Origin of the sequence: Rhizobium sp. NLR8a, from assembly GCF_019685235.1 — a bacterium.
In the GTDB taxonomy this organism is placed as follows: Bacteria; Pseudomonadota; Alphaproteobacteria; order Rhizobiales; family Rhizobiaceae; genus Rhizobium.
The window spans coordinates 18,476-42,304 of the sequence record NZ_JABDWI010000023.1; the positions used below are offsets into that span (position 1 = coordinate 18,476).

The following is a 23,829-nucleotide window of genomic DNA, read 5'->3' on the forward strand; positions in this document are numbered from 1 at the left end:
CACGCAAAACTCTAAAGGTCAGGCAAATCGCCCCCGAAGTCTTGACAGAACAGGGTTAAGAAACGGTTCCGGATCGGGCTGCCATCAAGCTATGAAGATCGGGTTCTCGGCGCTGCCGCAGAAAAGAAAAATGCCGCCCGAAGGCGGCATTCCAGCTTTTCGCGATTTGCCTCAGACCTGCTCGAAGGCACCGTGGCAATGCTTGTATTTCTTGCCGGAACCGCAAGGGCAGGCCTCGTTGCGCCCGACCTTGCCCCAGGTGGCGGGGTCGTCCGGATTGCGGTTCTCGGGTGAGACGATGACTTCAGAGGCCTGGTAGATCGGGGCGAAATCGTCCTCTCCGGTCGTCGGATCGAGATGATGGGCCTGCATCAGCGGCGGTTCCGGCTCAGCGGGCGCCTGCTGCACCAGCTCGACGCGCATCAGCTGGGCGGTGACCGCCTCGCGCAGATTATTGAGGAGGCCGGTGAAGAGTTCGAAGGCTTCGGACTTGTATTCCTGCAGCGGATCGCGCTGGGCATAGCCGCGGAAACCGATGACGGAGCGTAGATGGTCGAGGTTGACGATGTGCTCGCGCCAGAGATGATCGAGCGTCTGCATGACGATCGAGCGTTCGACATAATGCATGATGTCGTCGCCGAAGCGCTCGGCCTTTTCGGTAAAGGCGGCATTGGCGGCTTGCGTCAGGCGCTCGCGAATGTCGTCCTCGCCGATGCCTTCTTCCTTGAACCACTCCTCGATCGGCAGATCGAGGTTCAGGATATTGGCAACGCCGGCCTTCAGGCCGACGGCATCCCACTGTTCGGCATAGGCGCGCTCGGGGATATGCTTCTCAACCAGATCCTCTATCACTTCGCGGCGCATGTCGGAGACGGTCTCGGAAATATTGGTCGATTCCATCAGTTCGAGGCGCTGCTCGAAGATCACCTTGCGCTGATCGTTGAGAACGTCGTCATACTTCAGCAAATTCTTGCGGATATCGAAGTTGCGGGCTTCGACCTTCTTCTGCGCGCGCTCGAGCGCCTTGTTGATCCACGGGTGGACGATCGCCTCGCCTTCCTTGAGGCCGAGCTTGGTCAGCATGCTGTCCATGCGATCGGAGCCGAAGATGCGCATCAGATCGTCCTGGAGCGAAAGGTAGAATTTCGAGCGGCCGGGGTCGCCCTGACGGCCAGAGCGGCCGCGCAGCTGGTTGTCGATGCGACGGCTCTCGTGGCGTTCGGTGGCGATGACGTAGAGACCGCCGGCGGCGAGCGCCTTCTGCTTGAGCTCCTTGATCTCCTCGACGATCGCCTGGATCCTGGCGTCGCGCTCCGGACCGGCTTCGAGTTCGCCGAGCTCGCGCTCGATGCGCATATCCAGGTTGCCGCCGAGCTGAATGTCGGTGCCGCGGCCGGCCATGTTGGTGGCGATCGTAACGGCGCCCGGCACGCCGGCCTGGGCGACGATATAGGCTTCCTGCTCGTGATAGCGGGCGTTCAGCACCTGGAAATTGTCGAAGCCCTGCTTGCGCATGCGCTCGGCGAGCAGCTCCGACTTCTCGATCGAGGTCGTACCGACGAGCACCGGCTGGCCGCGCTTGTGGGCATCGAGGATTTCGTCGATGATCGCCTTGAACTTCTCGTCGAAGGTCCGATAGACCTCGTCGTCCTCATCGATACGCTTGATCGGCAGGTTGGTCGGGACTTCGATAACGTCAAGATTGTAGATATTGCCGAATTCCTCCGCTTCCGTCTGCGCCGTGCCGGTCATGCCGGCGAGCTTGTCGTACATGCGGAAGTAGTTCTGGAAAGTGATCGATGCCAACGTCTGGTTTTCCGGCTGGATCTGCACCTTTTCCTTGGCTTCGAGTGCCTGGTGCTGGCCTTCCGAATAACGCCGGCCCGGCATCATGCGGCCGGTGAATTCATCGATGATGACGACTTCGTCGTTGCGGACGATATAGTCCTTGTCGCGCTGGAAGAGCTTGTGGGCCTTCAGCGCATTGTTGATGTGGTGGACGATTGCGACGTTCTCGATGTCGTAGAGCGCGTTACCCTTCAAGAGGCCGGCCTGACGCAGCAGGTTTTCCAGCTTCTCGGTGCCCTCTTCGGAGAAGTTGGCGGAACGCTGCTTCTCGTCGATCTCGTAATCGCTGGGCGCGAGCAGCGGAATGAAGGCGTCGATCGTATTGTAGAGTTCCGAGCGGTCGTCGAGCGGACCGGAGATGATCAGCGGCGTGCGCGCTTCGTCGACGAGGATTGAGTCGACTTCGTCGACGATCGCGAAATTGTGGCCGCGCTGGACCATCTGGTTCTTCTCGTACTTCATGTTATCGCGCAGATAATCGAAGCCGAGCTCGTTGTTGGTGGCATAGGTGATGTCGCAGGCATAAGCCGCGCGGCGCTCCTCGTCGGAAAGGCCATGAACGATGACGCCTGTGGTCATGCCGAGGAAGCCGTAGACACGGCCCATGGTCGCGGCATCGCGCTGGGCGAGATAATCGTTGACGGTGACAACGTGCACGCCCTTGCCGGAAAGCGCGTTCAGATAGACCGGCAGGGTGGCGACGAGGGTCTTGCCTTCGCCGGTCTTCATCTCGGCGATCGCATTCGAATGCAGGATCATGCCGCCGATCAGCTGTACGTCAAAAGGTCGCAGGCCGAGAACGCGGCGTGACGCCTCGCGCACGACGGCAAAGGCGGGAATCAGAATGTCGTCGAGCGTCTTGCCCTCGGCGAGAAGAGCGCGGAATTCGACGGTCTTTGCCGCGAGCTGCTCGTCCGTCAGCGCCTTCGTCTTCTCTTCGATGGAGTTGATCGCGGCGACGTTCGGCTGGTAGGACCGCACGCGGCGATCATTGGACGACCCAAATAACTTGCGGGCTATACCGCCAAAGCTGACCATGTGACTGGTCCTTTCTCAATATTCATCCGCGACGTTTCTTGTCCGCGGCCCAGCCGAAAATCAGGCGCACGCCTTGAAACGCCCGGAAACTGTTCTGGACGCGAGGTTGCGTGACAGATAAGAGGGGGGTCGAATGATGTCAACGGATTTGGCGGATACAGAAAGGCCACAATCCGGTGTTGATGGCTATTTTGAGCTGGAACAGGCGATGCTGAAGCCGGCGATGTAACTGTGAAGGGTTATTTGATGTTGAGCACCAATAAATTCGCCGTGCTGGCGTTTGCAACTTTTGTTGCATTCCAGGCTCCGGCCCATGCAGAGGACGCTGTTGTCGCCAAGGTCGGCAATCTGGAGATCCACCAGTCTGAGCTCGATCTCGCCGTCGCCAACCTCGATCCGCAGCTGGCGCAGCTTCCGGACGACCAGAAGAAGGTCGCAGCCCTGTCCGCCGCCATCGATGTGAAGCTGCTTGCGGCCGGCGCGACGACGGAGAAGCTCGACCAGACCGACGAATTCAAGAAGCGCATGCAGTACCTCGCTGATCGCGAGCTTCACAATGCCTATTTCAAGAAGCACGTCGTCGACACCGTAACCCCTGACGAAATCAAGGCTCGTTACGACAAGGAAGTCGCAGCCCTGCCGAAGCAGGAGGAAGTCCACGCCCGCCACATCCTGGTCAAGACCGAGGACGAAGCCAAGGACATCATCAAGCAGCTCGACGCCGGCAAGGATTTCGCCGAACTCGCCAAGGAAAAATCCACTGATCCGAACAAGTCGGAAGGCGGCGATCTCGGCTATTTCTCGCGCGGCCGTATGGTGAAGGAATTCGAGGACGCGGCCTTCGCGCTCGAGAAGGGCGCCTATTCGAAAACGCCCGTCAAGACCGATTTCGGCTATCATGTCATCAAGGTCGAGGACAAACGTGACGCTCCGCCGCCGCCTTTCGACCAGGTGCAGGACCAGGTTCGTCAGCTCGTCATGCGCGACAAGTATCTTGCCCTCCTCAATGAGGCCAAGTCGTCTGCCAAGATCGAAATTTCGGACGAGACGCTGCGCAAGGGTTACGACGAGGCCAACAAGCAGCCGGAGCCGGGCAGCGAGCCCGCCCAGCCGGCGCCGAAGCAGTAATATTCGCATCAGGGCCCGGTTCTTCCGGGCCCTTCCTTATCGTTGTTGTCGCATTTCCGGACGGCGAGCCGGTTCGTTCAGTCGCCGGGGAATGCCCATTGGCAGGTTTCATCATGTCCGGTTCCGTTTCGCCGCTCGCCCCGAAATCCTTCGTTCCGATGCCTTCGCTGCGCGGCGTGCGCATGGCGACGGCGTCGGCCGGCATCAAGTACAAGAACCGCACCGACGTGCTGATGATGGTCTTCGATAAACCGGCATCGGTCGCGGGCGTCTTCACCCGTTCCAAATGCCCCTCCGCGCCAGTCGATTTCTGCCGCGCGAACCTGCCGCACGGCACTGCGCGCGCCGTCGTCGTCAATTCAGGCAACGCCAATGCCTTTACCGGCATGAAAGGCCGCCAGGCGACCGCGCTGACGGCGAAGTCGGCTGCGGCGGCCGTCGGCTGCCGCGAAAACGAGATCTATCTGGCATCGACCGGCGTCATCGGCGAGCCGCTCGATGCCACCAAATTCGCCGGCGTCCTTGACAGGATGCAGGCCGAGGCGACCGGCGATTTCTGGTTCGAAGCCGCCAAGGCGATCATGACGACCGATACCTATCCCAAGGTTTCGACCCGCAGCGCCGAGATCGGCGGCGTGGCCGTGACGATCAACGGCATTGCCAAAGGCGCCGGCATGATTGCGCCCGACATGGCGACCATGCTCTCCTTCGTCGTCACTGATGCCGATATCGCGTCCGAAGCGCTGCAGGCGCTTCTGTCCGACGGCGTCGGACCGACCTTCAATTCCATGACCGTCGACAGCGACACGTCCACCTCCGATACGCTGATGCTGTTTGCGACGGGGGCTGCGGCTGCGGACGGCCAGCCCCGCATCGAACGCGCCGACGATCCGCGCCTTGCCGCTTTCCGGGCCGCCCTCAACGAAGTGCTGAAGGACTTGTCGCTGCAGGTGGTGCGCGACGGCGAAGGCGCCACCAAGATGCTCGAAATCACCGTAACGGGCGCCGAGAGCGATGCCGCCGCCAAGCGCATCGCACTGTCGATCGCCAATTCGCCGCTGGTCAAGACGGCGGCCGCCGGCGAAGACGCCAATTGGGGCCGTATCGTCATGGCTGTCGGCAAATCCGGGGAGATGGCGGATCGCGACCGGCTCGCCATCTGGTTCGGGGATATCAGGGTCGCCGTCAACGGCGAGCGGGACCCGGATTATTCCGAGGCAGCCGCCTCAAACGTGATGAAAGCGCAGGATATCCCCGTTAAAGTCGATATCGGCCTCGGCACGGGGTCGGCAACCGTCTGGACCTGCGACCTCACCAAAGAATATGTTGCAATCAATGGCGACTATCGGAGCTGATCGTCCATTGGTCCAGGCATCCATATCTTCAAAGAATCTGCCGTTGGTCCGCAGGCTGGAGGCCGTCGGCTTTCGCGCCTGGCCGGCGGCGTCCGTGCAATATGACGGCAGCTGGCAGGTGCGGCTGACGGCGGGCCACCCGTCTAACCGGCTGAATTCCATCGTGCCGCTCGACCCCTCGGACCATCGCGATGTCGAGATCCGTCTGGAAAAGGCGAGCCGGAAGTTCGAGGCCTATGGTCGCGCCGCCGTGGTCCGCCAGACGCCGCTCGCCTCGCCGGTGCTGATCGAGCTTCTCAGCGCCCAGAAGTGGACACGGTTCGACGAGACCGTGGTGATGACCTGCGATCTCGCCGGGGCCGAGTTGCCGGATACGCTCGATCATCTGCCGACCCATGATGTCGGCCGTTTCGTCGATGCCAACCTGGCGGTCGACAGGGCGCCGCTGAGCCTGAAGCCGGCGCTTGCCGAAATCATTTCGGCGATCAAGCCGCCGTCGGGTCTGTTCATGATCGAGAACGCCGTGGAGGGACCGCTCGCGACCGTGCTCTGCGTCCAGGACAACGATCTTGCCGGCATCATGTCGCTTTCAGTTTGCGAAACCAGGCGGCGCGAGGGACTCGGCACTGAAATCTTGACCTCGGCATTGCGCTGGGCGCGGATGCGCAGCGCCCGCTCGGCCTGGCTGCAGGTCAGGCTTTCCAATCGCCCGGCCATCGCGCTCTACGAGCGCCTCGGTTTTCGCGACGCCTATCATTATTGCTATTGGCAGCGAGAGTCGCGATGAGCGAGGCTGGCCGAAAAATATTGCTGGTCGCCGCCTGTGCGCTGATCGATGCCGACGGGCGTATCCTATTGGCACAGCGTCCGGAGGGAAAGTCATTGGCGGGGCTCTGGGAGTTTCCCGGAGGGAAAGTCGAGCCCGGCGAGACTCCGGAGGAGACGCTGGTGCGCGAGCTCGAGGAAGAGCTTGGTATCAAGACTAAGATCGCCTGCCTGGCGCCGCTCACCTTTGCCAGCCATTCCTACGAGACGTTCCACCTGTTGATGCCGCTCTATATCTGCCGGCGCTATGAGGGGATTGCTGAGGGCCGTGAGGGGCAGGCTTTGAAATGGGTGCGTGCGCAGGCGCTGCGCGACTACCCCATGCCGCCCGCCGACGAGCCGCTTATCCCGATGCTGCAGGATTTTCTTTAAAGCGAGTCCCGTTGAATTTGATCGGTGCGATGCGCTTTGGATTTTATCCATTGCATATCGTCATCCTGGAACCGCTGCACGCTTCCAAGCAACATGCATTAGCATTAGCTGATTATTATTGCGCCGCGGCGTTTTCGGCTGTGGATATTAATGGATCGTTTAACACCTTCTGCCAAAGATCGGCCTCAATCAAGCATCTGGCGTGCGTGTATTAAAAGGCTTGACGTCATGGACGATGATTTCTGGAAAGCTGTCCGGGAAAAGGAACGGGCTTCGTCTGCCTCGCGCAGGACGGGGGCGCTCAATATCGCCCTTCTGTTCGGCACGGCTGTGGTCGCGCTGACGCTGATTCTGACACCCATGCTTGCGGATTCCTCGAAGAAAAGCGTCTTTGCCAGCGCACCGGTCGATTTCGACACAATCACGACCGGATCGATTCCGAAGAACGAAAGCGGCAAGCACTATACGATTCGTCGTAGCGTCCTTCAGGATACGCCCGGCTCGGTCTGCGTCGTCCAAGGCTACGGCGTCGGCGCCGGTTGCTGAAGCCGGTTGCTTGGAATGGCGGTCATCGCCCGGTGGTCGTGGAGTTGATGGTTGCAGGCGGTTCACGCAGAAGGTTGGGTAATGCGTCTTTGGAAAGCATTTCTTGCAGATGACACAGGCGCGACGGCGGTCGAATACGGCCTGATCGCCGCCATCATTTGCACAGCACTTGTCTCGGGTCTCGGCATCTTCACCGGCAGCCTGCAGAACGTCTTCAACGTGGTCACCAACAATATCACCGTCAATTGACGAAGCTGTCGACGATCACTGCCTGAGCTTGTGTTCGTCCACTTTCAGAGCGTCGGCAAGACGTGCTTTGGCCGAGCCCGGCTGGAGCGGTTTCTGCTGGCTCTCGTGCGGAGCCCATCCGGAGACATAGATGATCGAGAATGTCGCGCGAATGCGTCCGTCGGGATCGGAATAGCGCTCGGCGTAGATCTCGGCGGCGCGCAGGAAGAAGGCGCGCGTCAGCGGCATGCGACTGCGGGCTGCAAGCGGATTGTTCATGCCCATCGCCCTGAGATCGCGCATCAGCGGGAAGAGCGAGTCATATCGGACCGTATAGTTCTCAGCGTCGATCACCGGAAGGGTGAAGCCGGCGCGCTGCATCAGACTGCCGATATCGCGCACATCGGCGAAAGGGATGACGCGCGGGCTTGCGCCGCCCGTCATCTCGACCTCCGCTGCCAAGAATACGTCGCGCAGTTCCTGCAGCGTGCCGGCGCCGGGAATGGCCGCCAGGAACAGGCCGTCCGGCTTCAGGGCACGACGAATCTGGACGAAAACGCCGGGCGTATCGTTGGTCAGATGAAGGTTGAGCGGCGCGAGGATGAGATTGACCGATTGCGGCGCAAGCGGCACCTCCTCGAGCGTCGCCTCGACAAAAGTTTCGCCCGGGCCCGCATAGGCCTTCTCGCTCTCGACGCGGATCATCGTGCCGATCTTGCCCGTCGCCATTGCCGCGCGGGCGGGTGCACCGGTCGTGCCATGCAATTCAACGGCGGTTTCGAAGCGCCGCTCGACGACATCAAGTCTCTCCGCCATTTCCTCCGCCGCGATGTCGAGCAGGAAAGCGGCTTTCAGGTCGTTGTTAACAAGCGCGCGATGGCGATGTGCGGCGATCAGGGCTCTGTCGAAGATCGTTTCCATGGGGATGTCCATAGTCCCGGCTCGCTGCAGCGGCAAGGCGATTTTCCTTTCGAAGAGAACAGGCTAGTCTCGACCCTATGAAACGGATCCATTCCGAATGGCCGACAGATTTGCTCCGGGCGCATCTCCTGCGACCGTTTTCGGCGCTTGCCGATTTTCTCTATCCGCCCGCATGTTCCGTCTGCGGCATTTCGACCGGCGGCCATCGCGGACTGTGTGCGAAATGTTGGTCCGGCATCCGCTTTATCGAGCGGCCCTATTGCGAAGTGCTCGGCATTCCCTTCTCGCATGATCTCGGCGCCGGCATCCTCAGCGCCGAGGCGATCGCCAATCCGCCGCCTTTCGACCGGTTGCGGTCAGCGGCGACACATGACCACGCCGTCCGAGATCTCGTTCACGGATTGAAATATCGCGATCGCACCGATCTGGCGCCGATGATGGCCGGCTGGATGCTGCGTGCCTCCGACGGCGCGGTAGAAAGCTGCGATGCGCTGATCCCGGTGCCGTTGCACCGCACCCGTATGCTGGCCCGTAAGTTCAACCAGGCTGCCGAACTTGCCCGCCATGTGGCGAGCCTATCGGGCAAACCGCTGCTTGCCGCAACGCTCATCCGCGTCAAGCGCACCAGTCAGCAGGTCGGCCTCGGCGCCAAGGCGCGCGAGGACAATGTCAGAGGTGCTTTCGCGATTGCCAAAGGCTGCGAGAACGACGTCTTCGGCAAGCGTATTGTGCTTGTCGATGATGTCTACACGACAGGCGCGACAGTCGCCGCCGCCTGCCGGACGCTGCGGAAGGCGGGTGCGGCCGAGATAACGGTTTTGACCTTTGCAAGGGCTCTCTCCGAGCCTATATGACAGAAAATACCCGGCATCCGTCTGGAGATATCATGGTACCCGTCACGATCTATACACGGCAGTTCTGCGGCTATTGCAGCCGCGCCAAGTCCCTTCTCGAACATAAGGGTGTCGACTATGTCGAGCACGACGCGACCTATTCGCCGGATCTTCGCCAGGAGATGATCGGCAAGGCGAACGGGCGCACGACGTTCCCGCAGATCTTCATCGGCGCCGAACATGTCGGTGGCTGCGACGACCTCTTCGCACTTGACCGGGCCGGCAAGCTCGATCCGATGCTGGCGGCTTGAGGAAGAACCGATGAGCTTCAAGGCCGCCGCCGTTCAGATGTGCTCCGGGGTCGATCCGGTGAGGAACGCTGCAGCGATGGCGCGGCTGGTGCGCGAGGCTGCGGCCCGAGGCGCCACCTATGTGCAGACGCCGGAAATGACCGGCATGCTGCAGCGTGACCGCGCGGCGGCACGCGCCGTGCTTGCCGACGAGACGCGCGATATTATCGTCAAAACGGGCTCCGAGCTTGCCAGCGAACTCGGCATCTACATGCATGTCGGCTCCACCGCAATCGCGCTTACCGATGGCAAGATCGCCAATCGCGGCTTCCTCTTCGGTCCTGACGGGCGGATTCTCAATCGCTACGACAAGATCCATATGTTCGACGTCGATCTCGACAATGGTGAGAGCTGGCGCGAAAGCGCGTTCTATACCGCCGGCTCGGAAGCCCGCGTTCTGTCGCTGCCCTTTGCGGAAATGGGTTTTGCTATCTGCTACGACGTCCGCTTCCCCGCACTTTTCCGCGCTCAGGCCGTTGCCGGCGCCGAGGTAATGACGGTTCCTGCCGTGTTCACCAAGCAGACCGGCGAGGCGCATTGGGAAATCCTGCTGAGAGCGCGGGCGATCGAGAATGGCGTTTTCGTCGTTGCTGCGGCGCAGGCCGGCCGGCACGAGGATGGGCGGCACGAGGACGGCCGGGAGACCTTCGGCCACTCGATGATCATTGATCCCTGGGGGACGGTGCTGGCCTCGGGCGGCGCAACCGGCGAGGCGGTCATCGTCGCCGAGATCGATCCAGGCGCGGTCAAGGCCGCCCATGACAAGATCCCGAACTTGAGGAATGGCCGGGAATTCTCTGTCGAGAAGATCGCGGGGGCAGTCGCAGGAGGCGTCGCCGCTTGATCCGTTATTCCCTTACCTGTGACAATGCCCATGAATTCGAAGGCTGGTTTTCAGAAAGCGCCGATTTCGACCGTCAGGTCGCGAGCGGGTTCCTGACCTGCCCAGTCTGCCATTCTGCCGCCGTTTCCAAGCTCCTGATGGCGCCTTCGGTGTCGACCGCGCGCAAGAAGGATGAGAGGCAGACGCTGGCGATGGACGCCATGCGCCGGGAGGCCTTGGAAAAGCTGAAAGAGGCGGTCGCGGCTGTCAAGGCCAATTCCGAAGATGTCGGCGCGAAGTTCCCCGAGGAAGCCCGCAAGATCCACTATGGCGAGGCGGATGCTCGCGGCATCATCGGTCAGGCGACGGTCGACGAGGCACAGGCACTTGTGGAGGAGGGCATCGAGATCGCCGCCATTCCGGTGCTGCCTGAGGACGTAAATTGAAACAAAGTCAGGACACCTGGTCTTCTTGAATGTTGGCGGGAGCGGCCGCTGACATGTAAACGGCGTATTGCCTGCGGGAACTATGCGGGCCGCTTCGCCAGCAACATATAGTTCACATCCATATCTTTGGACAGGTTCCACTGGTTGGACAGCGGATTGAAGAAGACGCCGGTGCGGTCGGTAATCTCAAGGCCGCTTGCCGTGAGCGGCTTTTCCAGCTCTTCCGGGCGCACGAGCTTCTCATATTGATGGGTGCCACGCGGCAGCCAGCGCAGGATGTTTTCGGCGGCGAAGATGGCAAGTGCTGCTGCCTTCATCGTGCGGTTGATGGTGGCGACGAAGATCAGGCCGCCGGGGCGGACCATCTTTGCGCAGGTCGTCATGAAGAGTTCGACGTCGGCGACGTGTTCGACCACTTCCATGTTCAAGACGATATCGAAAGTCTCGCCGGCGTCGGCAAGTTCCTCGGCGGTGATGGCGCGATAGTCGACCGAAACCCCGGAAGCCTTCGCGTGGGTCGAGGCGATGCCGATATTCTTCTCGGAAGGATCGGCGCCGACGACGGAGGCACCCATGCGGGCGACCGGTTCGGACAGTAGACCGCCGCCGCAGCCGATATCGAGCGCACGCAGGCCTTCGAGCGGGCGGGCGCTTTTCGGATCACGGCCGAAATTCTCGCAGGCCTTGTCTCTTATGTAGGCGAGGCGGACGGGGTTGAATTTGTGCAGCGGCTTGAACTTGCCGGTCGGGCTCCACCATTCCGTCGCCATCGCCGAGAAGCGGTCCACTTCGCCCTGGTCGATCGTGCTCCTGGCGCCTTCCGTCATCGTCCTCTCCTTCGTTCGTGAAATGTGAAGTCGGACGATCGGGGGCATAAGTCAAGGGGCGGAGATCAGGAGGCAGACAGGCGCGGGACCGCACGGCAATTGCTTTTATCGCGCGCGCTTGCCTCACCCCGCCAAACTCGCTAAGAGACGCCGCAACTTGAGGCCTCTGGGGGCCTGGCTTTTGGAGCGGTTCCAGAATCTGGGATCTGGCTCTCTCGCTAACCGGTCACCCCTGGGTCTCGTTATGCCGGGTCCGATTTTCCGCTTCCCGGCGCCAGACGTGGTAGAGGCATATGGCACGCATCGTAATGAAATTCGGCGGCACGTCCGTCGCTGACCTGGATCGCATCAAGAACGTTGCCCGCCACGTGAAACGCGAAGTCGATGCCGGCCACGAGGTCGCAGTGGTGGTCTCGGCCATGTCCGGCAAGACCAATGAGCTGGTCGGCTGGGTGCAGGGCATGCCGAAGGTGATCGGCGCCAATTCTCCCTTTTACGATGCGCGCGAATACGACGCGGTGGTCGCTTCCGGCGAGCAGGTAACGTCTGGGCTGCTTGCGATCGCATTGCAGGCGATGGATATCAATGCGCGCTCCTGGCAGGGGTGGCAGATCCCGATCCGAACCGATAATGCGCATGGCGCGGCCCGGATTCTGGAAATCGACGGCTCCGACATCATCAAGCGGATGGGCGAGGGACAGGTCGCCGTCATCGCCGGCTTCCAGGGATTGGGGCCTGACAACCGCCTCGCCACTCTCGGGCGCGGCGGGTCGGACACGTCAGCCGTCGCCATTGCCGCGGCTGTCAAAGCGGATCGCTGCGATATCTATACCGATGTCGACGGGGTCTACACGACCGATCCGCGTATCGTGCCGCAGGCGCGCAGGCTAAAGAAGATCGCCTTCGAGGAAATGCTTGAGATGGCCTCGCTCGGCGCCAAGGTGCTGCAGGTGCGTTCGGTCGAGCTTGCCATGGTGCACAAGGTGCGTACCTTCGTGCGCTCGTCTTTCGAAGATCCCGATGCTCCGGGCATGGGCGATCTGTTGAACCCGCCCGGAACGCTGATTTGTGACGAGGATGAAATCGTGGAACAGGAAGTAGTCACCGGCATCGCCTATGCCAAGGATGAGGCTCAGATCTCGCTTCGCCGTCTTGCCGACCGGCCGGGCGTCTCCGCCGCGATCTTCGGGCCGCTTGCCGAATCTCATATCAATGTCGACATGATCGTCCAGAATATTTCCGAGGACGGATCGAAGACCGACATGACCTTCACCGTGCCGTCAGGTGACGTCGAGAAGGCGATCAAGGTGCTCGGCGACCACAAGGAGAAGATCGGCTACGATGTCGTGCAGAACGAATCGGGGCTGGTGAAAGTCTCGGTCATCGGCATCGGCATGCGCAGCCATGCGGGCGTCGCTGCCACCGCGTTTCGCGCTCTTGCCGAAAAAGGCATCAACATTAAGGCGATCACCACCTCCGAGATCAAGATTTCCATCCTGATAGACGGTCCCTATGCAGAACTCGCTGTCAGGACTTTGCATTCCTGCTACGGTCTGGATAAGAATTGATTCCCAGTGGGCGGCCTGCCCCTTCAGGTTGAGGAGACGAGGGCCAGCCTGCCGGGACTGAGTGCGTTGTTTCGGGAGCTTGAGACGCCATGAGAGACCTTTCCGGCGGTCCGCGCGTGCTGCTCAGGCGGCTGCGCGAGTTGATGGCAGAGCCGCTGGAGCCGCAGGATCGCCTCGACCGGATCGTCCGCCAGATTGCCAGCAACATGGTGGCGGAAGTCTGCTCCGTCTATGTGCTGCGCGCCGACGGCGTGCTCGAACTCTACGCGACCGAAGGCCTCAACCGCGAGGCGGTGCACCTGGCGCAGCTGAAGATGGGGCAGGGCCTCGTCGGCACGATCGCGGCCTCGGCGCAGCCGCTGAACCTTTCCGACGCGCAGTCGCATCCGGCTTTCCGCTACCTGCCGGAGACGGGCGAAGAAATCTACCATTCCTTCCTCGGTGTGCCGATCCTGAGAACCGGGCGCTCGCTCGGTGTTCTCGTCGTCCAGAACAAGGCGAGCCGCAACTATCGCGACGAGGAAGTGGAAGCACTCGAAACGACGGCGATGGTGCTTGCCGAGATGATCGCCACCGGCGAGCTCAAGAAGATCACCAAACCGGGCCTTGAACTCGACCTGACGCGTTCGGTGACGATTGACGGCGACACCTATAATGACGGCATCGGCCTCGGCTATGTCGTCTTGCACGAGCCGCGTATCGTCGTCACCAACCTGCTGAACGAGGATGCGGAGAAGGAAATCCGCCGGCTGGCGGAGGCCATGGGGTCGCTGCGGATCTCGATCGACGACATGCTGTCTCGCCGCGACGTGTCGATGGAAGGCGAGCATCGCGAGGTGCTCGAAACCTATCGCATGTTCGCGCACGACCAGGGCTGGGTGCGCAAGCTCGAGGAAGCGATCCGCAACGGCCTGACGGCGGAAGCGGCGGTCGAAAAGGTGCAGAGCGACACCAAGGCGCGAATGATGCGGCTGACCGACCCTTATCTGCGCGAACGCATGCATGATTTCGAAGATCTGGCGAACCGGCTGCTCAGGCAGTTGACGGGTTATACCGGGCGCACGACCGCCGAAGGTTTCCCCAATGATGCGGTCATCCTGGCGCGCGCCATGGGGGCGGCCGAGCTGCTCGATTACCCTCGCGCCAATGTCCGTGGACTGGTGCTGGAAGAAGGGGCGGTGACGAGCCATGTGGTGATCGTCGCCCGCGCCATGGGCATTCCCGTCATCGGCCAGGCAGCGGGTGTTGTCGCGCTCGCCGAGAATGGCGATGCCGTGATCATCGACGCCGACGAAGGGCATGTGCACCTCCGGCCGATGGCCGATCACCGGCGCTCCTACGAGGAAAAGGTGCGTTTTCGGGCGCGGCGGCAGGAGCAGTTCCGGGCGCTGCGCGCCATCGAGCCGGTCACCAAGGATGGCCAGCGGATTTCGCTGATGATGAATGCCGGCCTGTTGGTCGACTTGCCGCAGCTCTCGGAATCGGGTGCGGAGGGCATCGGTCTCTTCCGCACCGAGCTGCAGTTCATGATCGCCTCGACCATGCCGAAGGCGGAAGAGCAGGAGCAGTTCTACCGCAATGTGATCAAACAGGCGGCGGGCCGCGTCGTCACCTTCCGCACGCTCGATATCGGCGGCGACAAGGTGGTGCCTTATTTCCGAGGCCACGAGGAGGAAAATCCCGCACTCGGCTGGCGCGCCATCCGGCTGTCGCTCGACCGGCCGGGATTGTTGCGCACCCAGCTGCGCGCCATGCTGAAGGCATCGGCCGGCACCGAGCTGAAGCTGATGGTGCCGATGGTGACCGAGGTTTCCGAGCTGAAGATGGTGCGCGAACTCCTGCAGAAGGAAGTACAGCATCTGTCGCGCTTCGGGCACGGGTTGCCGCGCAAGCTGCAATTCGGAGCGATGCTGGAGGTGCCCGCGCTGCTCTGGCAGCTCGACGAGCTGATGGAGGCGGTCGATTTCGTGTCGGTCGGTTCCAACGACCTTTTCCAGTTTGCCATGGCGGTCGATCGTGGCAATGCGCGGGTGTCTGATCGCTTCGACCCACTCGGCAAGCCGTTTTTGCGGATCCTGCGCGATGTCGTGCGCGGGGCGGATCGGAACAAGACGCCGGTGACGCTTTGCGGCGAACTTGCCGGCAAGCCGCTTTCGGCAATGGCGCTTCTCGGCATCGGCTTTCGGTCGATCTCGATGTCGCCGGCCTCGATCGGCCCGGTGAAGGCGATGCTGCTCGGGCTTGATGTCGGGGCCCTGGCAAAGGTGATGGACGAAGTGCTGGACGATCATCGCAGCACGGTGCCGATGCGCGAGGTGCTTGCCCGCTTCGCCGAGAGCCACAATATTCCCCTTTAGAGAAATACAAGAAGAATCGGAGTGCAGGGTGGCGAAGCTTCCCGTTGAAAAAATGCGCGAGCTTGAACGCCGTTTCGGCGAGATCGAGGCGCGCATGTCGGCCGGGCCGGCCGCCGATGTCTATGTGAAGCTCGCATCCGAATATTCCGAGCTGCAGCCGGTCGTGACGAAGATCCGCGCCTATGAGAAGGCTGGCGCCGAGCTTGCCGATCTCGAAACGCTGCTCGAGGATAAATCGGTCGATCGCGAGATGCGCGATCTTGCCGAACTCGAATTGCCCGAAGTGAAAGCGCGGATCGAGGCGCTGGAGCAGGAAATGCAGATCCTGCTTCTGCCGAAGGACGCAGCCGACGAAAAAAGCGCGATCCTGGAAATCCGCGCGGGCACCGGCGGCTCGGAAGCTGCCCTTTTTGCCGGTGATCTTTTCCGGATGTACGAGCGTTTCGCGTCGGAAAAGGGCTGGAAGGTAGAGGTGCTCTCGGCAAGCGAGGGTGAAGCCGGCGGCTACAAGGAAATCATCGCGACGATCACAGGCCGAGGGGTCTTCGCCAAGTTGAAGTTCGAATCCGGCGTGCACCGGGTGCAGCGCGTACCGGAGACCGAAGCAGGCGGGCGCATCCATACTTCGGCCGCGACGGTGGCGGTGCTGCCGGAAGCCGAGGAGATCGATATCGACATCCGGCCGGAAGACATCCGCATCGATACGATGCGCTCTTCGGGCGCAGGCGGCCAACACGTCAATACGACGGATTCGGCGGTGCGCATCACCCATCTGCCGACCGGCATCGTCGTCACCAGCTCGGAAAAATCACAGCATCAGAACCGCGCCAAGGCGATGCAGGTCTTGCGCTCCAGGCTTTACGATGCCGAGCGGCAGCGGGCCGATAGCGAGCGCTCGGCCGATCGCAAGAGCCAAGTTGGCTCCGGCGATCGATCGGAACGCATCCGTACCTACAATTTCCCCCAGGGGCGCGTCACGGACCATCGCATCAATCTGACGCTTTACAAGCTCGACCGGATGATGGAAGGCGAGATCGAAGAGGTCGTCGACGCGCTGATGGCCGATTATCAGGCAAGCCAGCTGGCGCAGCTCGGCGAACAACTATGAGTGCTACGGTCGCCGATATGCTTGCCGAAGCGCGCCGTCGTTTCACAAAGGCGGGCATTGTCGATCCGGTGACTGATGCGCGGCTGCTTGTCGCTGGCCTTTTGAAACTGTCGTCGACGGAGCTTTTGACGCGGTCGACTGAGAGGCTTTCTTCCGATCAGGCGGAGACAATTTCGAGGGCCATGGAACGCCGGCTCGGCCATGAGCCGGTGCATCGTATTCTAGGCGCGCGGGAATTTTATGGCCTGCCGCTTGGCTTGTCGGCGGAAACTTTGGAGCCGCGTCCGGATACGGAAATCCTGGTCGATACGGTGCTTCCTTATCTGAAGGATCTTGCAAAGCCGCAACGCCATCTCCATATTCTTGATATCGGAACCGGGAGTGGAGCGATATGCCTCGCGCTCTTGAGCGAATGTCCCGAGGCGTCAGGTATCGGCAGCGACATATCGGCTGATGCACTTAGGACGGCGAAGTCAAATGCAGAAAGAAACGGGTTGCAGGATCGTTTTCAGGCCGTGCAGTCGAAATGGTTCGAGAACATCCAGGGCTCATTTCACGCGATTGTCTCAAATCCGCCCTATATTGCCTCCAGTGTCATTCACGATCTCGCTCCCGAAGTGACGAAATTTGATCCGGTTGCAGCGCTGGATGGCGGCCCGGATGGGCTTGACGCTTACAAAGCCATAGCCAAGGATGCGGCAAGGTTCATGAGGCCCGACGGGGTTCTCGGACTGGAAATCGGCTACGATCAGCGAAACGATGTGACGGCGCTCTTCGAAGCGAAAGGTTTCAGGTGCCTCAAATCTGTGAAGGATTATGGTCAGAACGACAGGGCGCTCGTTTTCGCGCTCGCGTAAAAGCGATAATTGCGGCACCGGGGCGGACATTATTGCTATTGCGAAGAAAAGGCTTGGATTTCCGAGGGAAGCAATATAGGTTGCGGGCACGTGTTGGGCAGATAGGAATGAACGAGATTCGTTCGGTACTTGGTTTGCCTCGGGGGTCCGCTCTTTTAAACGAGAGTTTCAACGGTTAAACACGACCCAACGCGTGAATCAGTCAAACTGACTTGAGAACCAAGCGGCAGGTTGGCGCAAAGGCGCAGTATGCTCGCGGCACAAAGGTCCTGACCCGGTTTTCCGGTCATGGCGGTTGGTGCCATGTATCCATCACAAACAGAGAATTCAGGTGAACGATCTATGAGGCCAGGACAGCAAAACAAGCGCGGTCGAGGGCGTGGTAACAACAATAACAATGGCGGCGGCGGCGGAAATAACAATAACAACAATTTCAACCGCAAGGGCGGCAACCCGCTGACCCGGACCTATGACAGCTCCGGCCCCGATGTGAAGATTCGCGGTACTGCACAGCATATCGCCGAGAAATATGCGCAGCTTGCCCGTGATGCCCAGAGCTCCGGCGACCGTGTGATAGCCGAGAATTATCTTCAGCACGCCGAACATTACAATCGGATCATCGCCAGCGCTCAGGCGCAGATGCAGGAGCGGTTCCAGCGCGACGATCGCAGCGACTACAATGACCGCGACGCGGCGGATCGCGACAGCGACGACATCGATACCAGCGACAATGATGGCGACGATGTCGTCGTCGTCCAGCCGCCGCAGAGCAGGCAGCATCAACCGCAGGCACAGCCAAAGCCAGCGCCGGCACCCGTTGCGGCGCCTGCCCCGGCACCCCAGCCCGAAATCATCGACGGAACCGGCCCGCAGCCGGAGATCGAAGGCATTCCCGCCGAGGTCGCCATGGACGAGGAAGGCTCTGCCGGCCAGTCACGCGAACGCCAGCCCCGTCGTCGCAGCCCCGGCAATCGTCCCCGTCGCCCGCGTCGGGGCGCAGACGGCGATGCAGCCTCCGAAGGCGAGGGGGCTTCCGCCGAGGCGCCGGTTCTGGCGGACGCCGCATCGGAATAAGGATCTGGCCGCTCCCTTCGGAGAGAGCCGGGTGCTCTGCCATCTGTTCGGATTTCCTTGGAAATCCCCGGCCTTCGTGCCGGGGATTTTCGTCTTACGGGGTCTTTAAACTCCCGGAACAGCGTACCATATTCTCCTCGACTGCTTCGCCCAAATCCCAGACGGGCCAAGCGCGGCCTGCCTTTTCAGGGGGTCGATCTCAATCATCGGTCTGCGCCTCGTAAGGGCAGGGCGATCAATGGAGGTAGAATATGAATATCGAGAAATATTCCGAGCGGGTGCGCGGTTTCATCCAGTCGGCCCAGACCTATGCGCTGGCGCAGGGTCATCAGCAATTTTCACCCGAACATGTGCTCAAAGTTCTGCTCGATGACGATCAGGGCATGGCGGCCTCGCTGATCGAGCGTGCCGGCGGCGATGCCAAGGCTGCTCGCCTTGCCAATGACGCGGTTCTTGCCAAGTTGCCGAAGATATCAGGCGGCAACGGCAACATCTATCTGGCGCAGCCGCTCGCCAAGGTGCTTTCGACCGCCGAGGAGGTGGCCAAGAAAGCCGGCGATAGTTTTGTCACGGTCGAACGTCTGCTGCAGGCGCTGGCGATCGAATCCTCGGCTTCGACCTATTCGACGCTGAAGAATGCGGGCGTGACAGCCCAAGGCCTAAACCAGGTCATCAACGATATCCGCAAGGGCCGGACGGCGGATTCCGCCAGTGCCGAGCAGGGCTTCGATTCACTGAAGAAATTCGCCCGCGACCTCACTGGCGAAGCCCGCGAGGGCAAGCTCGATCCGGTGATCGGCCGCGACGACGAGATCCGCCGCACCATCCAGGTCCTGTCGCGCCGCACCAAGAATAATCCGGTGCTGATCGGCGAGCCGGGCGTCGGCAAGACGGCGATCGTCGAAGGTCTGGCGCTGCGCATTGTCAATGGCGACGTGCCGGAATCGCTCAAGGACAAGAAGCTGATGGCGCTCGACATGGGCGCCCTGATTGCCGGCGCGAAATACCGCGGCGAATTCGAAGAGCGGCTGAAAGCGGTCCTCAATGAGGTCCAGGCGGAAAACGGCGAGATCATCCTGTTCATTGACGAGATGCACACGCTGGTCGGCGCCGGCAAGGCGGACGGAGCGATGGATGCCTCCAATCTTTTAAAGCCTGCCCTTGCCCGTGGCGAACTGCATTGCGTCGGCGCAACCACGCTCGACGAATATCGCAAACATGTCGAGAAGGATCCGGCGCTTGCCCGCCGCTTCCAGCCCGTTGTCGTCGACGAACCGACGGTCGAAGATACGATCTCGATCCTGCGCGGACTCAAGGAAAAATACGAGCAGCATCACAAGGTTCGCATCGCCGATGCGGCGCTGGTTGCGGCCGCGACGCTGTCCAACCGCTATATCACGGATCGCTTCCTGCCCGACAAGGCGATCGATCTGATGGATGAGGCCGCCGCGCGACTGCGCATGCAGGTGGATTCCAAGCCGGAAGAGCTCGATGAACTCGACCGCCGGATCATTCAGATGAAGATCGAGCGCGAGGCGCTGAAGAAGGAAACCGACGTTGCTTCCGCCGACCGGCTGAAGCGGCTGGAGACTGAACTCACCGCGCTTGAAGAGGAGGCCGATGCGCTGACGGCCCGCTGGCAGGCGGAAAAGCAGAAGCTCGGCCTTGCCGCCGATCTCAAGAAGCAGCTCGACGACGCCCGCAACGAACTGGCGATTGCCCAGCGCAAGGGTGAATTCCAGCGCGCCGGCGAGCTCACCTACGGCGTCATTCCCGATCTCGAAAAGCAGCTGGTCGAAGCCGAGAAGCAGGACGGCGAGCGCGGCGCGATGGTGCAGGAGGTGGTCAGCCCCGACAATATCGCCCATGTCGTTTCCCGCTGGACCGGCATTCCGGTCGACAAGATGCTGGAGGGGGAACGCGACAAGCTGCTTCGGATGGAAGACGAGCTGGCGAGATCGGTGATCGGCCAGGGCGATGCGGTTCAGGCCGTGTCGCGCGCCGTCCGCCGCGCCCGCGCCGGCCTGCAAGATCCGAACCGGCCGATCGGCTCGTTCATCTTCCTCGGCCCGACCGGCGTCGGCAAGACGGAGCTTACCAAGGCGCTCGCCCGCTTCCTCTTTGATGACGAAACGGCGATGGTGCGCATGGACATGTCGGAATATATGGAAAAACACTCCGTCGCCCGGCTGATCGGTGCACCTCCCGGCTATGTCGGCTATGACGAAGGCGGGGCGTTGACGGAAGCCGTGCGTCGTAGGCCCTATCAGGTCGTGCTGTTCGACGAGATCGAAAAGGCGCATCCCGACGTCTTCAACATCCTGCTGCAGGTGCTTGACGATGGGCGGCTGACGGACGGTCAGGGGCGGACGGTCGACTTCCGCAACACGATGATCATCATGACCTCGAACCTCGGGGCCGAATATCTGACCCAGCTCAGGGACGGCGACGATAGCGATACGGTTCGCGAGCAGGTGATGGACGTCGTGCGTGGGCATTTCCGGCCGGAATTCCTGAACCGCATCGATGAGATCATCCTCTTCCATCGTTTGAAGCGTGAAGAGATGGGTGCGATCGTCGACATTCAGTTGAAGCGGCTGGTGGCCTTGCTCTCCGAACGCAAGATCGTCATCGATCTCGACGAGGAAGCCCGGCACTGGCTGGCGAACAAGGGTTACGACCCGATTTACGGCGCAAGGCCGCTGAAGCGGGTGATCCAGAAGTTCGTGCAGGACCCGCTGGCCGAGCAGATCCTGTCGGGTCAGGTGCCGGACGGATCGACTGTCAAGGTGACGAACGGTTCGGACCGGTTGCAGTTCACAACGCGGCAGACGGTAAGCCAAGCGGCTTAAATTGGTTACAGGGAAATAAAATGGCGGCTTTGGCCGCCATTTTCGTCTTGAGATTACTTGCTCGCCACCTGATCCGGCGTCTGGTTGTTCAGCAGCGTATCGATACGCTTTCGCTCGTCTTCGAATTTCGCCAGCGGCTCGCCCTGCAGCGATTTGCCGCCCGGCAGGCGGATGCGCAGCGGATCTACCTTGGTGCCGTTGACGATCAGCTCGTAATGCAGGTGCGGGCCAGTGGATTCACCCGTCGTGCCGACCCAGCCGATCACCTGGCCCTGACGTATTTTCGCGCCGGGAACGACGCCTTTGGCGATGGCGCTCTGGTGATTGTAGGAGGATTCATAGCCGTTGGCATGGCGGATGATCGTCTGGTTGCCGTAGCCGCCGGAATCCCAGCCGGCTTTTTCGACCGTGCCGTTGCCGGCGGCGATGATCGCTGTGCCACGCGGTGCCGCCCAATCGACGCCGGTATGCATTCGGGCGAAACCGAGGATCGGGTGGCGGCGCATGCCGAAGCCCGATTTGAAAATGCCGTTCGGAACCGGATTGCGCAGCAGGAACTGGCGGATGCTCTTGCCGTTCTCGTCGAAATAATCGACCGTACCGTCGTCGGGATCCTGGAAACGATAGAAGCGCGTCTGCGTATCGCCGAAACGGGCGTTGACGTAGAGCAGTTCGGAATCCTCGGTCGCCTGGCCGGTGCTGTCGGCGACGGAGAAGAAGGCTTCCAGCTTATCGGTCGGTCTCAGCTGCGCCTGGAAATCGACATTGCTTGCGAGCAGCTTGATGATCAGCGCGGTCATGTCCTTGGTCATGCCATAGGAAAGGGCGGCACGATAGATGCCGTCATAGACGCGCGGCAGGTTCTGTCCGGGCGGCGGAGCGAAGGTATTGTCATCGAAGGCCGTGGCGATCGCATCCAGCATCGGCGGCTCGCTACCGGGCACATACTTGCCCTTGTCGTCGAGAGCCACGGTGACGAGATGGCGCGTGCCGCGGTAGACGCTAGCCCGGATGATCTTTGCCTGTTCGCCCTTCTGGATGATGCCGATGCGCAGCACGTCACCCTTTTCGAGATCGCTGGCGCCGAGTTGCTGCGAGATATAGTTGGCAATGCCATCGGCATATTGCTGTGGGTAGCCTGAATCCGTCAGCGCCTTGGCGATCGGTGTATCCGCGCGCACCGGAAGGACGTCGTCGGCGAATTCTTCGGTCTGCGGCGTGATTGATTCCGGCGCAGAGACCGTCATGTTCTGCTCGAGCACGCGGGCGGACAGGCCCGCGGTCAGATCGACATCGGTTTCCTCGTTGGAGAAACGACGTGGATCGACGTAGTAGAGGGCCGCGAGCTGCGTATTGCCGTCGGTCAGCACGGAGCCGTTGGAGCGGACGTTTTCCTCTACCTCCTCGAGCGACAGGCCAGAGGCCATTTTCATACCGGTCTTGGCGGTCGGGAAGGGAACGGTCTTCAGGCTGACTTCGGATTCAACGTCGGAGCCATAGAGTGCGCCGGTGCGGCTCTGCGGAGCGGGCTGCGGTTCGTCGGCGGAAAATATCGCCAGGGGATCGAAATCGGGGTAGTCCTCTGTCGTCACATGGTTGGCGGCCAGCGTCATCTTCACATGGGCGAAGGGCTGGCGGCGCACGACTTCCTTCTCGCCGTCATGGACGACGGTCGATACTTCCATGATCGCCCGATCCGAAGGTTTCGCGGCGATCGCAGGAGCGATCAGCCGGCCGCCGCGGACCACGGTCGTGTCTACATGGGCCTCTGCGGCAGCACTCGCATAGGCCTCTGCAGGGATCGCCAGCTGCTGACGGCCATCAAGTGCGGCAAATAGCGCGACGCCCATCAGAACAGACGACGTGATACCGGTGAGGAACGTGCCCGAGAGCCAGCGCAGGGAAACTTCGCGCTTGTCCGGCGCACGCCTGCCGTCGGCCAGAAGCGGAGGCTCGTTGCCCAACGAGCGGATCATCATTTTCTCCGTCATCATGGCAGTTGGGTCCGCGTCCTTACATTTGACGTCTCTGGGAGCATGTCTCGGCCATCCTGGCTGGGGCAAAAGATGTGCATATTTTGGGCACTGAAGTCAAATCGTGCACTGGAAAGGCAGCCTACCGGCGTTTGCCTGTGTGAATCATGTGTCCGTAAAGACCAGCAGATTGTGATCATGTCGGGGCGCGAGAGACGAAAGAGCGCTCTTTCCACGAAAAGTCGACGAATGTTTACTTCTCCGGCTCGGTGGAGGCGGCTCAGAACCCGGGAAATGATCGCACTGACAGGCTCAACAGAAACTTCGCCTGAAAAAACAATGACTTGAAAGAAAAATGATTTTTTTCGAAAAGGGCAGTTGACTTAGAAAAGGGGAAGGTTCTATAAGCCCACTCACTGAACGAGGGCGGCGGCGCTGCTGGCGACGAAGTCTTTCGTTCTAAAGAAACTCAAGCGGATTGGCGATTGCTGGTTTGTGTT

20 protein-coding genes are annotated in these 23,829 nt (G+C 61.1%); 16 read left to right on the forward strand and 4 right to left on the reverse strand.

The features are described from left to right. Positions 1–171: 171 nt before the first annotated feature. Positions 172–2,886, reverse strand: a complete 2,715-nt coding sequence (gene secA / locus HJC04_RS30695; protein ID WP_221103912.1) for a preprotein translocase subunit SecA — start codon at positions 2,884–2,886, stop codon at positions 172–174. A 246-nt stretch (positions 2,887–3,132) separates the two neighbouring features. On the opposite strand from secA, the gene HJC04_RS30700 reads away from it, so the two are divergent. The 6 genes from HJC04_RS30700 to HJC04_RS30725 all read left to right on the forward strand — a co-directional run bounded on the left by HJC04_RS30700 (position 3,133) and on the right by HJC04_RS30725 (position 7,361). After that, positions 3,133–4,014, forward strand: a complete 882-nt coding sequence (locus tag HJC04_RS30700) for a peptidylprolyl isomerase (protein WP_210632854.1) — start codon at positions 3,133–3,135, stop codon at positions 4,012–4,014. Positions 4,015–4,127: 113 nt separating this feature from the next. Beyond that, the gene (gene argJ, locus HJC04_RS30705; RefSeq protein ID WP_221147780.1) at positions 4,128–5,369 is read left to right on the forward strand and encodes a bifunctional glutamate N-acetyltransferase/amino-acid acetyltransferase ArgJ; all 1,242 of its coding nucleotides are present in this window, start codon (positions 4,128–4,130) and stop codon (positions 5,367–5,369) included. Further along, a complete protein-coding gene (locus HJC04_RS30710) occupies positions 5,350–6,156 on the forward strand; it encodes an N-acetyltransferase (RefSeq protein WP_210632853.1) in 807 nt (268 codons plus the stop codon). The genes argJ and HJC04_RS30710 overlap by 20 nt, the downstream gene beginning before the upstream one ends. Next, positions 6,153–6,566, forward strand: a complete 414-nt coding sequence (mutT, locus tag HJC04_RS30715; protein WP_210632852.1) for an 8-oxo-dGTP diphosphatase MutT — start codon at positions 6,153–6,155, stop codon at positions 6,564–6,566. Before HJC04_RS30710 ends, mutT begins: the two co-directional genes overlap by 4 nt. A 228-nt stretch (positions 6,567–6,794) precedes the next feature. Further along, the gene (locus HJC04_RS30720; protein ID WP_064697586.1) at positions 6,795–7,112 is read left to right on the forward strand and encodes a hypothetical protein; all 318 of its coding nucleotides are present in this window, start codon (positions 6,795–6,797) and stop codon (positions 7,110–7,112) included. Positions 7,113–7,193: 81 nt separating this feature from the next. Continuing rightward, positions 7,194–7,361 (forward strand): Flp family type IVb pilin, encoded by a 168-nt coding sequence (locus tag HJC04_RS30725; RefSeq protein ID WP_020922387.1) that lies wholly within the window; start codon positions 7,194–7,196, stop codon positions 7,359–7,361. 15 nt (positions 7,362–7,376) lie between these two features. Here HJC04_RS30725 and HJC04_RS30730 read toward each other — a convergent pair whose 3' ends face one another. Next, positions 7,377–8,261 (reverse strand): methyltransferase domain-containing protein, encoded by an 885-nt coding sequence (locus HJC04_RS30730; protein WP_221147781.1) that lies wholly within the window; start codon positions 8,259–8,261, stop codon positions 7,377–7,379. Positions 8,262–8,338: 77 nt separating this feature from the next. Between HJC04_RS30730 and HJC04_RS30735 the strand changes: the two genes are divergently transcribed. From HJC04_RS30735 to HJC04_RS30750, 4 genes are read left to right on the forward strand one after another with little or no spacing between them, the layout of a single operon-like run. Further along, the gene (locus HJC04_RS30735; protein ID WP_221147782.1) at positions 8,339–9,115 is read left to right on the forward strand and encodes a ComF family protein; all 777 of its coding nucleotides are present in this window, start codon (positions 8,339–8,341) and stop codon (positions 9,113–9,115) included. A gap of 32 nt (positions 9,116–9,147) precedes the next feature. Then, the gene (gene grxC / locus HJC04_RS30740) at positions 9,148–9,405 is read left to right on the forward strand and encodes a glutaredoxin 3 (RefSeq protein WP_221147783.1); all 258 of its coding nucleotides are present in this window, start codon (positions 9,148–9,150) and stop codon (positions 9,403–9,405) included. Between the two features lie 10 nt (positions 9,406–9,415). Beyond that, positions 9,416–10,288, forward strand: a complete 873-nt coding sequence (locus tag HJC04_RS30745; RefSeq protein ID WP_210632848.1) for a carbon-nitrogen hydrolase family protein — start codon at positions 9,416–9,418, stop codon at positions 10,286–10,288. Continuing rightward, entirely contained in the window at positions 10,285–10,713 is a 429-nt protein-coding gene (locus HJC04_RS30750) for a DUF1178 family protein (protein WP_085779603.1), read from the forward strand. Before HJC04_RS30745 ends, HJC04_RS30750 begins: the two co-directional genes overlap by 4 nt. Positions 10,714–10,793: 80 nt before the next feature. On the opposite strand, the gene ubiG is transcribed toward HJC04_RS30750, so the two are convergent. Further along, on the reverse strand, positions 10,794–11,540 hold the full coding sequence (gene ubiG / locus HJC04_RS30755; protein WP_221123592.1) for a bifunctional 2-polyprenyl-6-hydroxyphenol methylase/3-demethylubiquinol 3-O-methyltransferase UbiG: 747 nt from the start codon (positions 11,538–11,540) through the stop codon (positions 10,794–10,796). A gap of 293 nt (positions 11,541–11,833) precedes the next feature. Between ubiG and HJC04_RS30760 the strand changes: the two genes are divergently transcribed. From HJC04_RS30760 to clpB, 6 genes are all read left to right on the forward strand, one after another. After that, complete coding sequence (locus HJC04_RS30760) at positions 11,834–13,108, forward strand: aspartate kinase (RefSeq protein WP_064686444.1); 1,275 nt, start codon at positions 11,834–11,836, stop codon at positions 13,106–13,108. 89 nt (positions 13,109–13,197) lie between these two features. Further along, positions 13,198–15,465, forward strand: a complete 2,268-nt coding sequence (ptsP, locus tag HJC04_RS30765; protein WP_210632846.1) for a phosphoenolpyruvate--protein phosphotransferase — start codon at positions 13,198–13,200, stop codon at positions 15,463–15,465. 28 nt (positions 15,466–15,493) lie between these two features. After that, positions 15,494–16,573: a peptide chain release factor 1 gene (gene prfA / locus HJC04_RS30770; protein WP_210632845.1), complete on the forward strand. Its 1,080-nt coding sequence runs from the start codon at positions 15,494–15,496 to the stop codon at positions 16,571–16,573. Continuing rightward, positions 16,570–17,430: a peptide chain release factor N(5)-glutamine methyltransferase gene (prmC, locus tag HJC04_RS30775; RefSeq protein ID WP_221147784.1), complete on the forward strand. Its 861-nt coding sequence runs from the start codon at positions 16,570–16,572 to the stop codon at positions 17,428–17,430. The genes prfA and prmC overlap by 4 nt, the downstream gene beginning before the upstream one ends. 342 nt (positions 17,431–17,772) lie before the next feature. Next, positions 17,773–18,504 (forward strand): DUF4167 domain-containing protein, encoded by a 732-nt coding sequence (locus HJC04_RS30780; protein ID WP_210632843.1) that lies wholly within the window; start codon positions 17,773–17,775, stop codon positions 18,502–18,504. Between the two features lie 251 nt (positions 18,505–18,755). Next, positions 18,756–21,356: an ATP-dependent chaperone ClpB gene (gene clpB, locus HJC04_RS30785; protein WP_210632842.1), complete on the forward strand. Its 2,601-nt coding sequence runs from the start codon at positions 18,756–18,758 to the stop codon at positions 21,354–21,356. Between the two features lie 53 nt (positions 21,357–21,409). On the opposite strand, the gene HJC04_RS30790 is transcribed toward clpB, so the two are convergent. Further along, positions 21,410–23,350, reverse strand: a complete 1,941-nt coding sequence (locus HJC04_RS30790; RefSeq protein ID WP_210632841.1) for a M23 family metallopeptidase — start codon at positions 23,348–23,350, stop codon at positions 21,410–21,412. Between the last annotated feature and the right edge of the window lie 479 nt (positions 23,351–23,829).

Excerpts from the sequence above, each read along its gene's own strand:
- secA (WP_221103912.1), bottom strand. The coding sequence starts at position 2,886 with ATGGTCAGCTTTGGCGGTATAGCCCGCAAGTTATTTGGGTCGTCCAAT.
- HJC04_RS30700 (WP_210632854.1), top strand. The coding sequence starts at position 3,133 with ATGTTGAGCACCAATAAATTCGCCGTGCTGGCGTTTGCAACTTTTGTT.
- argJ (WP_221147780.1), top strand. The coding sequence starts at position 4,128 with ATGTCCGGTTCCGTTTCGCCGCTCGCCCCGAAATCCTTCGTTCCGATG.
- HJC04_RS30710 (WP_210632853.1), top strand. The coding sequence starts at position 5,350 with ATGGCGACTATCGGAGCTGATCGTCCATTGGTCCAGGCATCCATATCT.
- mutT (WP_210632852.1), top strand. The coding sequence starts at position 6,153 with ATGAGCGAGGCTGGCCGAAAAATATTGCTGGTCGCCGCCTGTGCGCTG.
- HJC04_RS30720 (WP_064697586.1), top strand. The coding sequence starts at position 6,795 with ATGGACGATGATTTCTGGAAAGCTGTCCGGGAAAAGGAACGGGCTTCG.
- HJC04_RS30725 (WP_020922387.1), top strand. The coding sequence starts at position 7,194 with ATGCGTCTTTGGAAAGCATTTCTTGCAGATGACACAGGCGCGACGGCG.
- HJC04_RS30730 (WP_221147781.1), bottom strand. The coding sequence starts at position 8,261 with ATGGAAACGATCTTCGACAGAGCCCTGATCGCCGCACATCGCCATCGC.
- HJC04_RS30735 (WP_221147782.1), top strand. The coding sequence starts at position 8,339 with ATGAAACGGATCCATTCCGAATGGCCGACAGATTTGCTCCGGGCGCAT.
- grxC (WP_221147783.1), top strand. The coding sequence starts at position 9,148 with ATGGTACCCGTCACGATCTATACACGGCAGTTCTGCGGCTATTGCAGC.
- HJC04_RS30745 (WP_210632848.1), top strand. The coding sequence starts at position 9,416 with ATGAGCTTCAAGGCCGCCGCCGTTCAGATGTGCTCCGGGGTCGATCCG.
- ubiG (WP_221123592.1), bottom strand. The coding sequence starts at position 11,540 with ATGACGGAAGGCGCCAGGAGCACGATCGACCAGGGCGAAGTGGACCGC.
- HJC04_RS30760 (WP_064686444.1), top strand. The coding sequence starts at position 11,834 with ATGGCACGCATCGTAATGAAATTCGGCGGCACGTCCGTCGCTGACCTG.
- ptsP (WP_210632846.1), top strand. The coding sequence starts at position 13,198 with ATGAGAGACCTTTCCGGCGGTCCGCGCGTGCTGCTCAGGCGGCTGCGC.
- prmC (WP_221147784.1), top strand. The coding sequence starts at position 16,570 with ATGAGTGCTACGGTCGCCGATATGCTTGCCGAAGCGCGCCGTCGTTTC.
- HJC04_RS30780 (WP_210632843.1), top strand. The coding sequence starts at position 17,773 with ATGAGGCCAGGACAGCAAAACAAGCGCGGTCGAGGGCGTGGTAACAAC.
- clpB (WP_210632842.1), top strand. The coding sequence starts at position 18,756 with ATGAATATCGAGAAATATTCCGAGCGGGTGCGCGGTTTCATCCAGTCG.
- HJC04_RS30790 (WP_210632841.1), bottom strand. The coding sequence starts at position 23,350 with ATGATGACGGAGAAAATGATGATCCGCTCGTTGGGCAACGAGCCTCCG.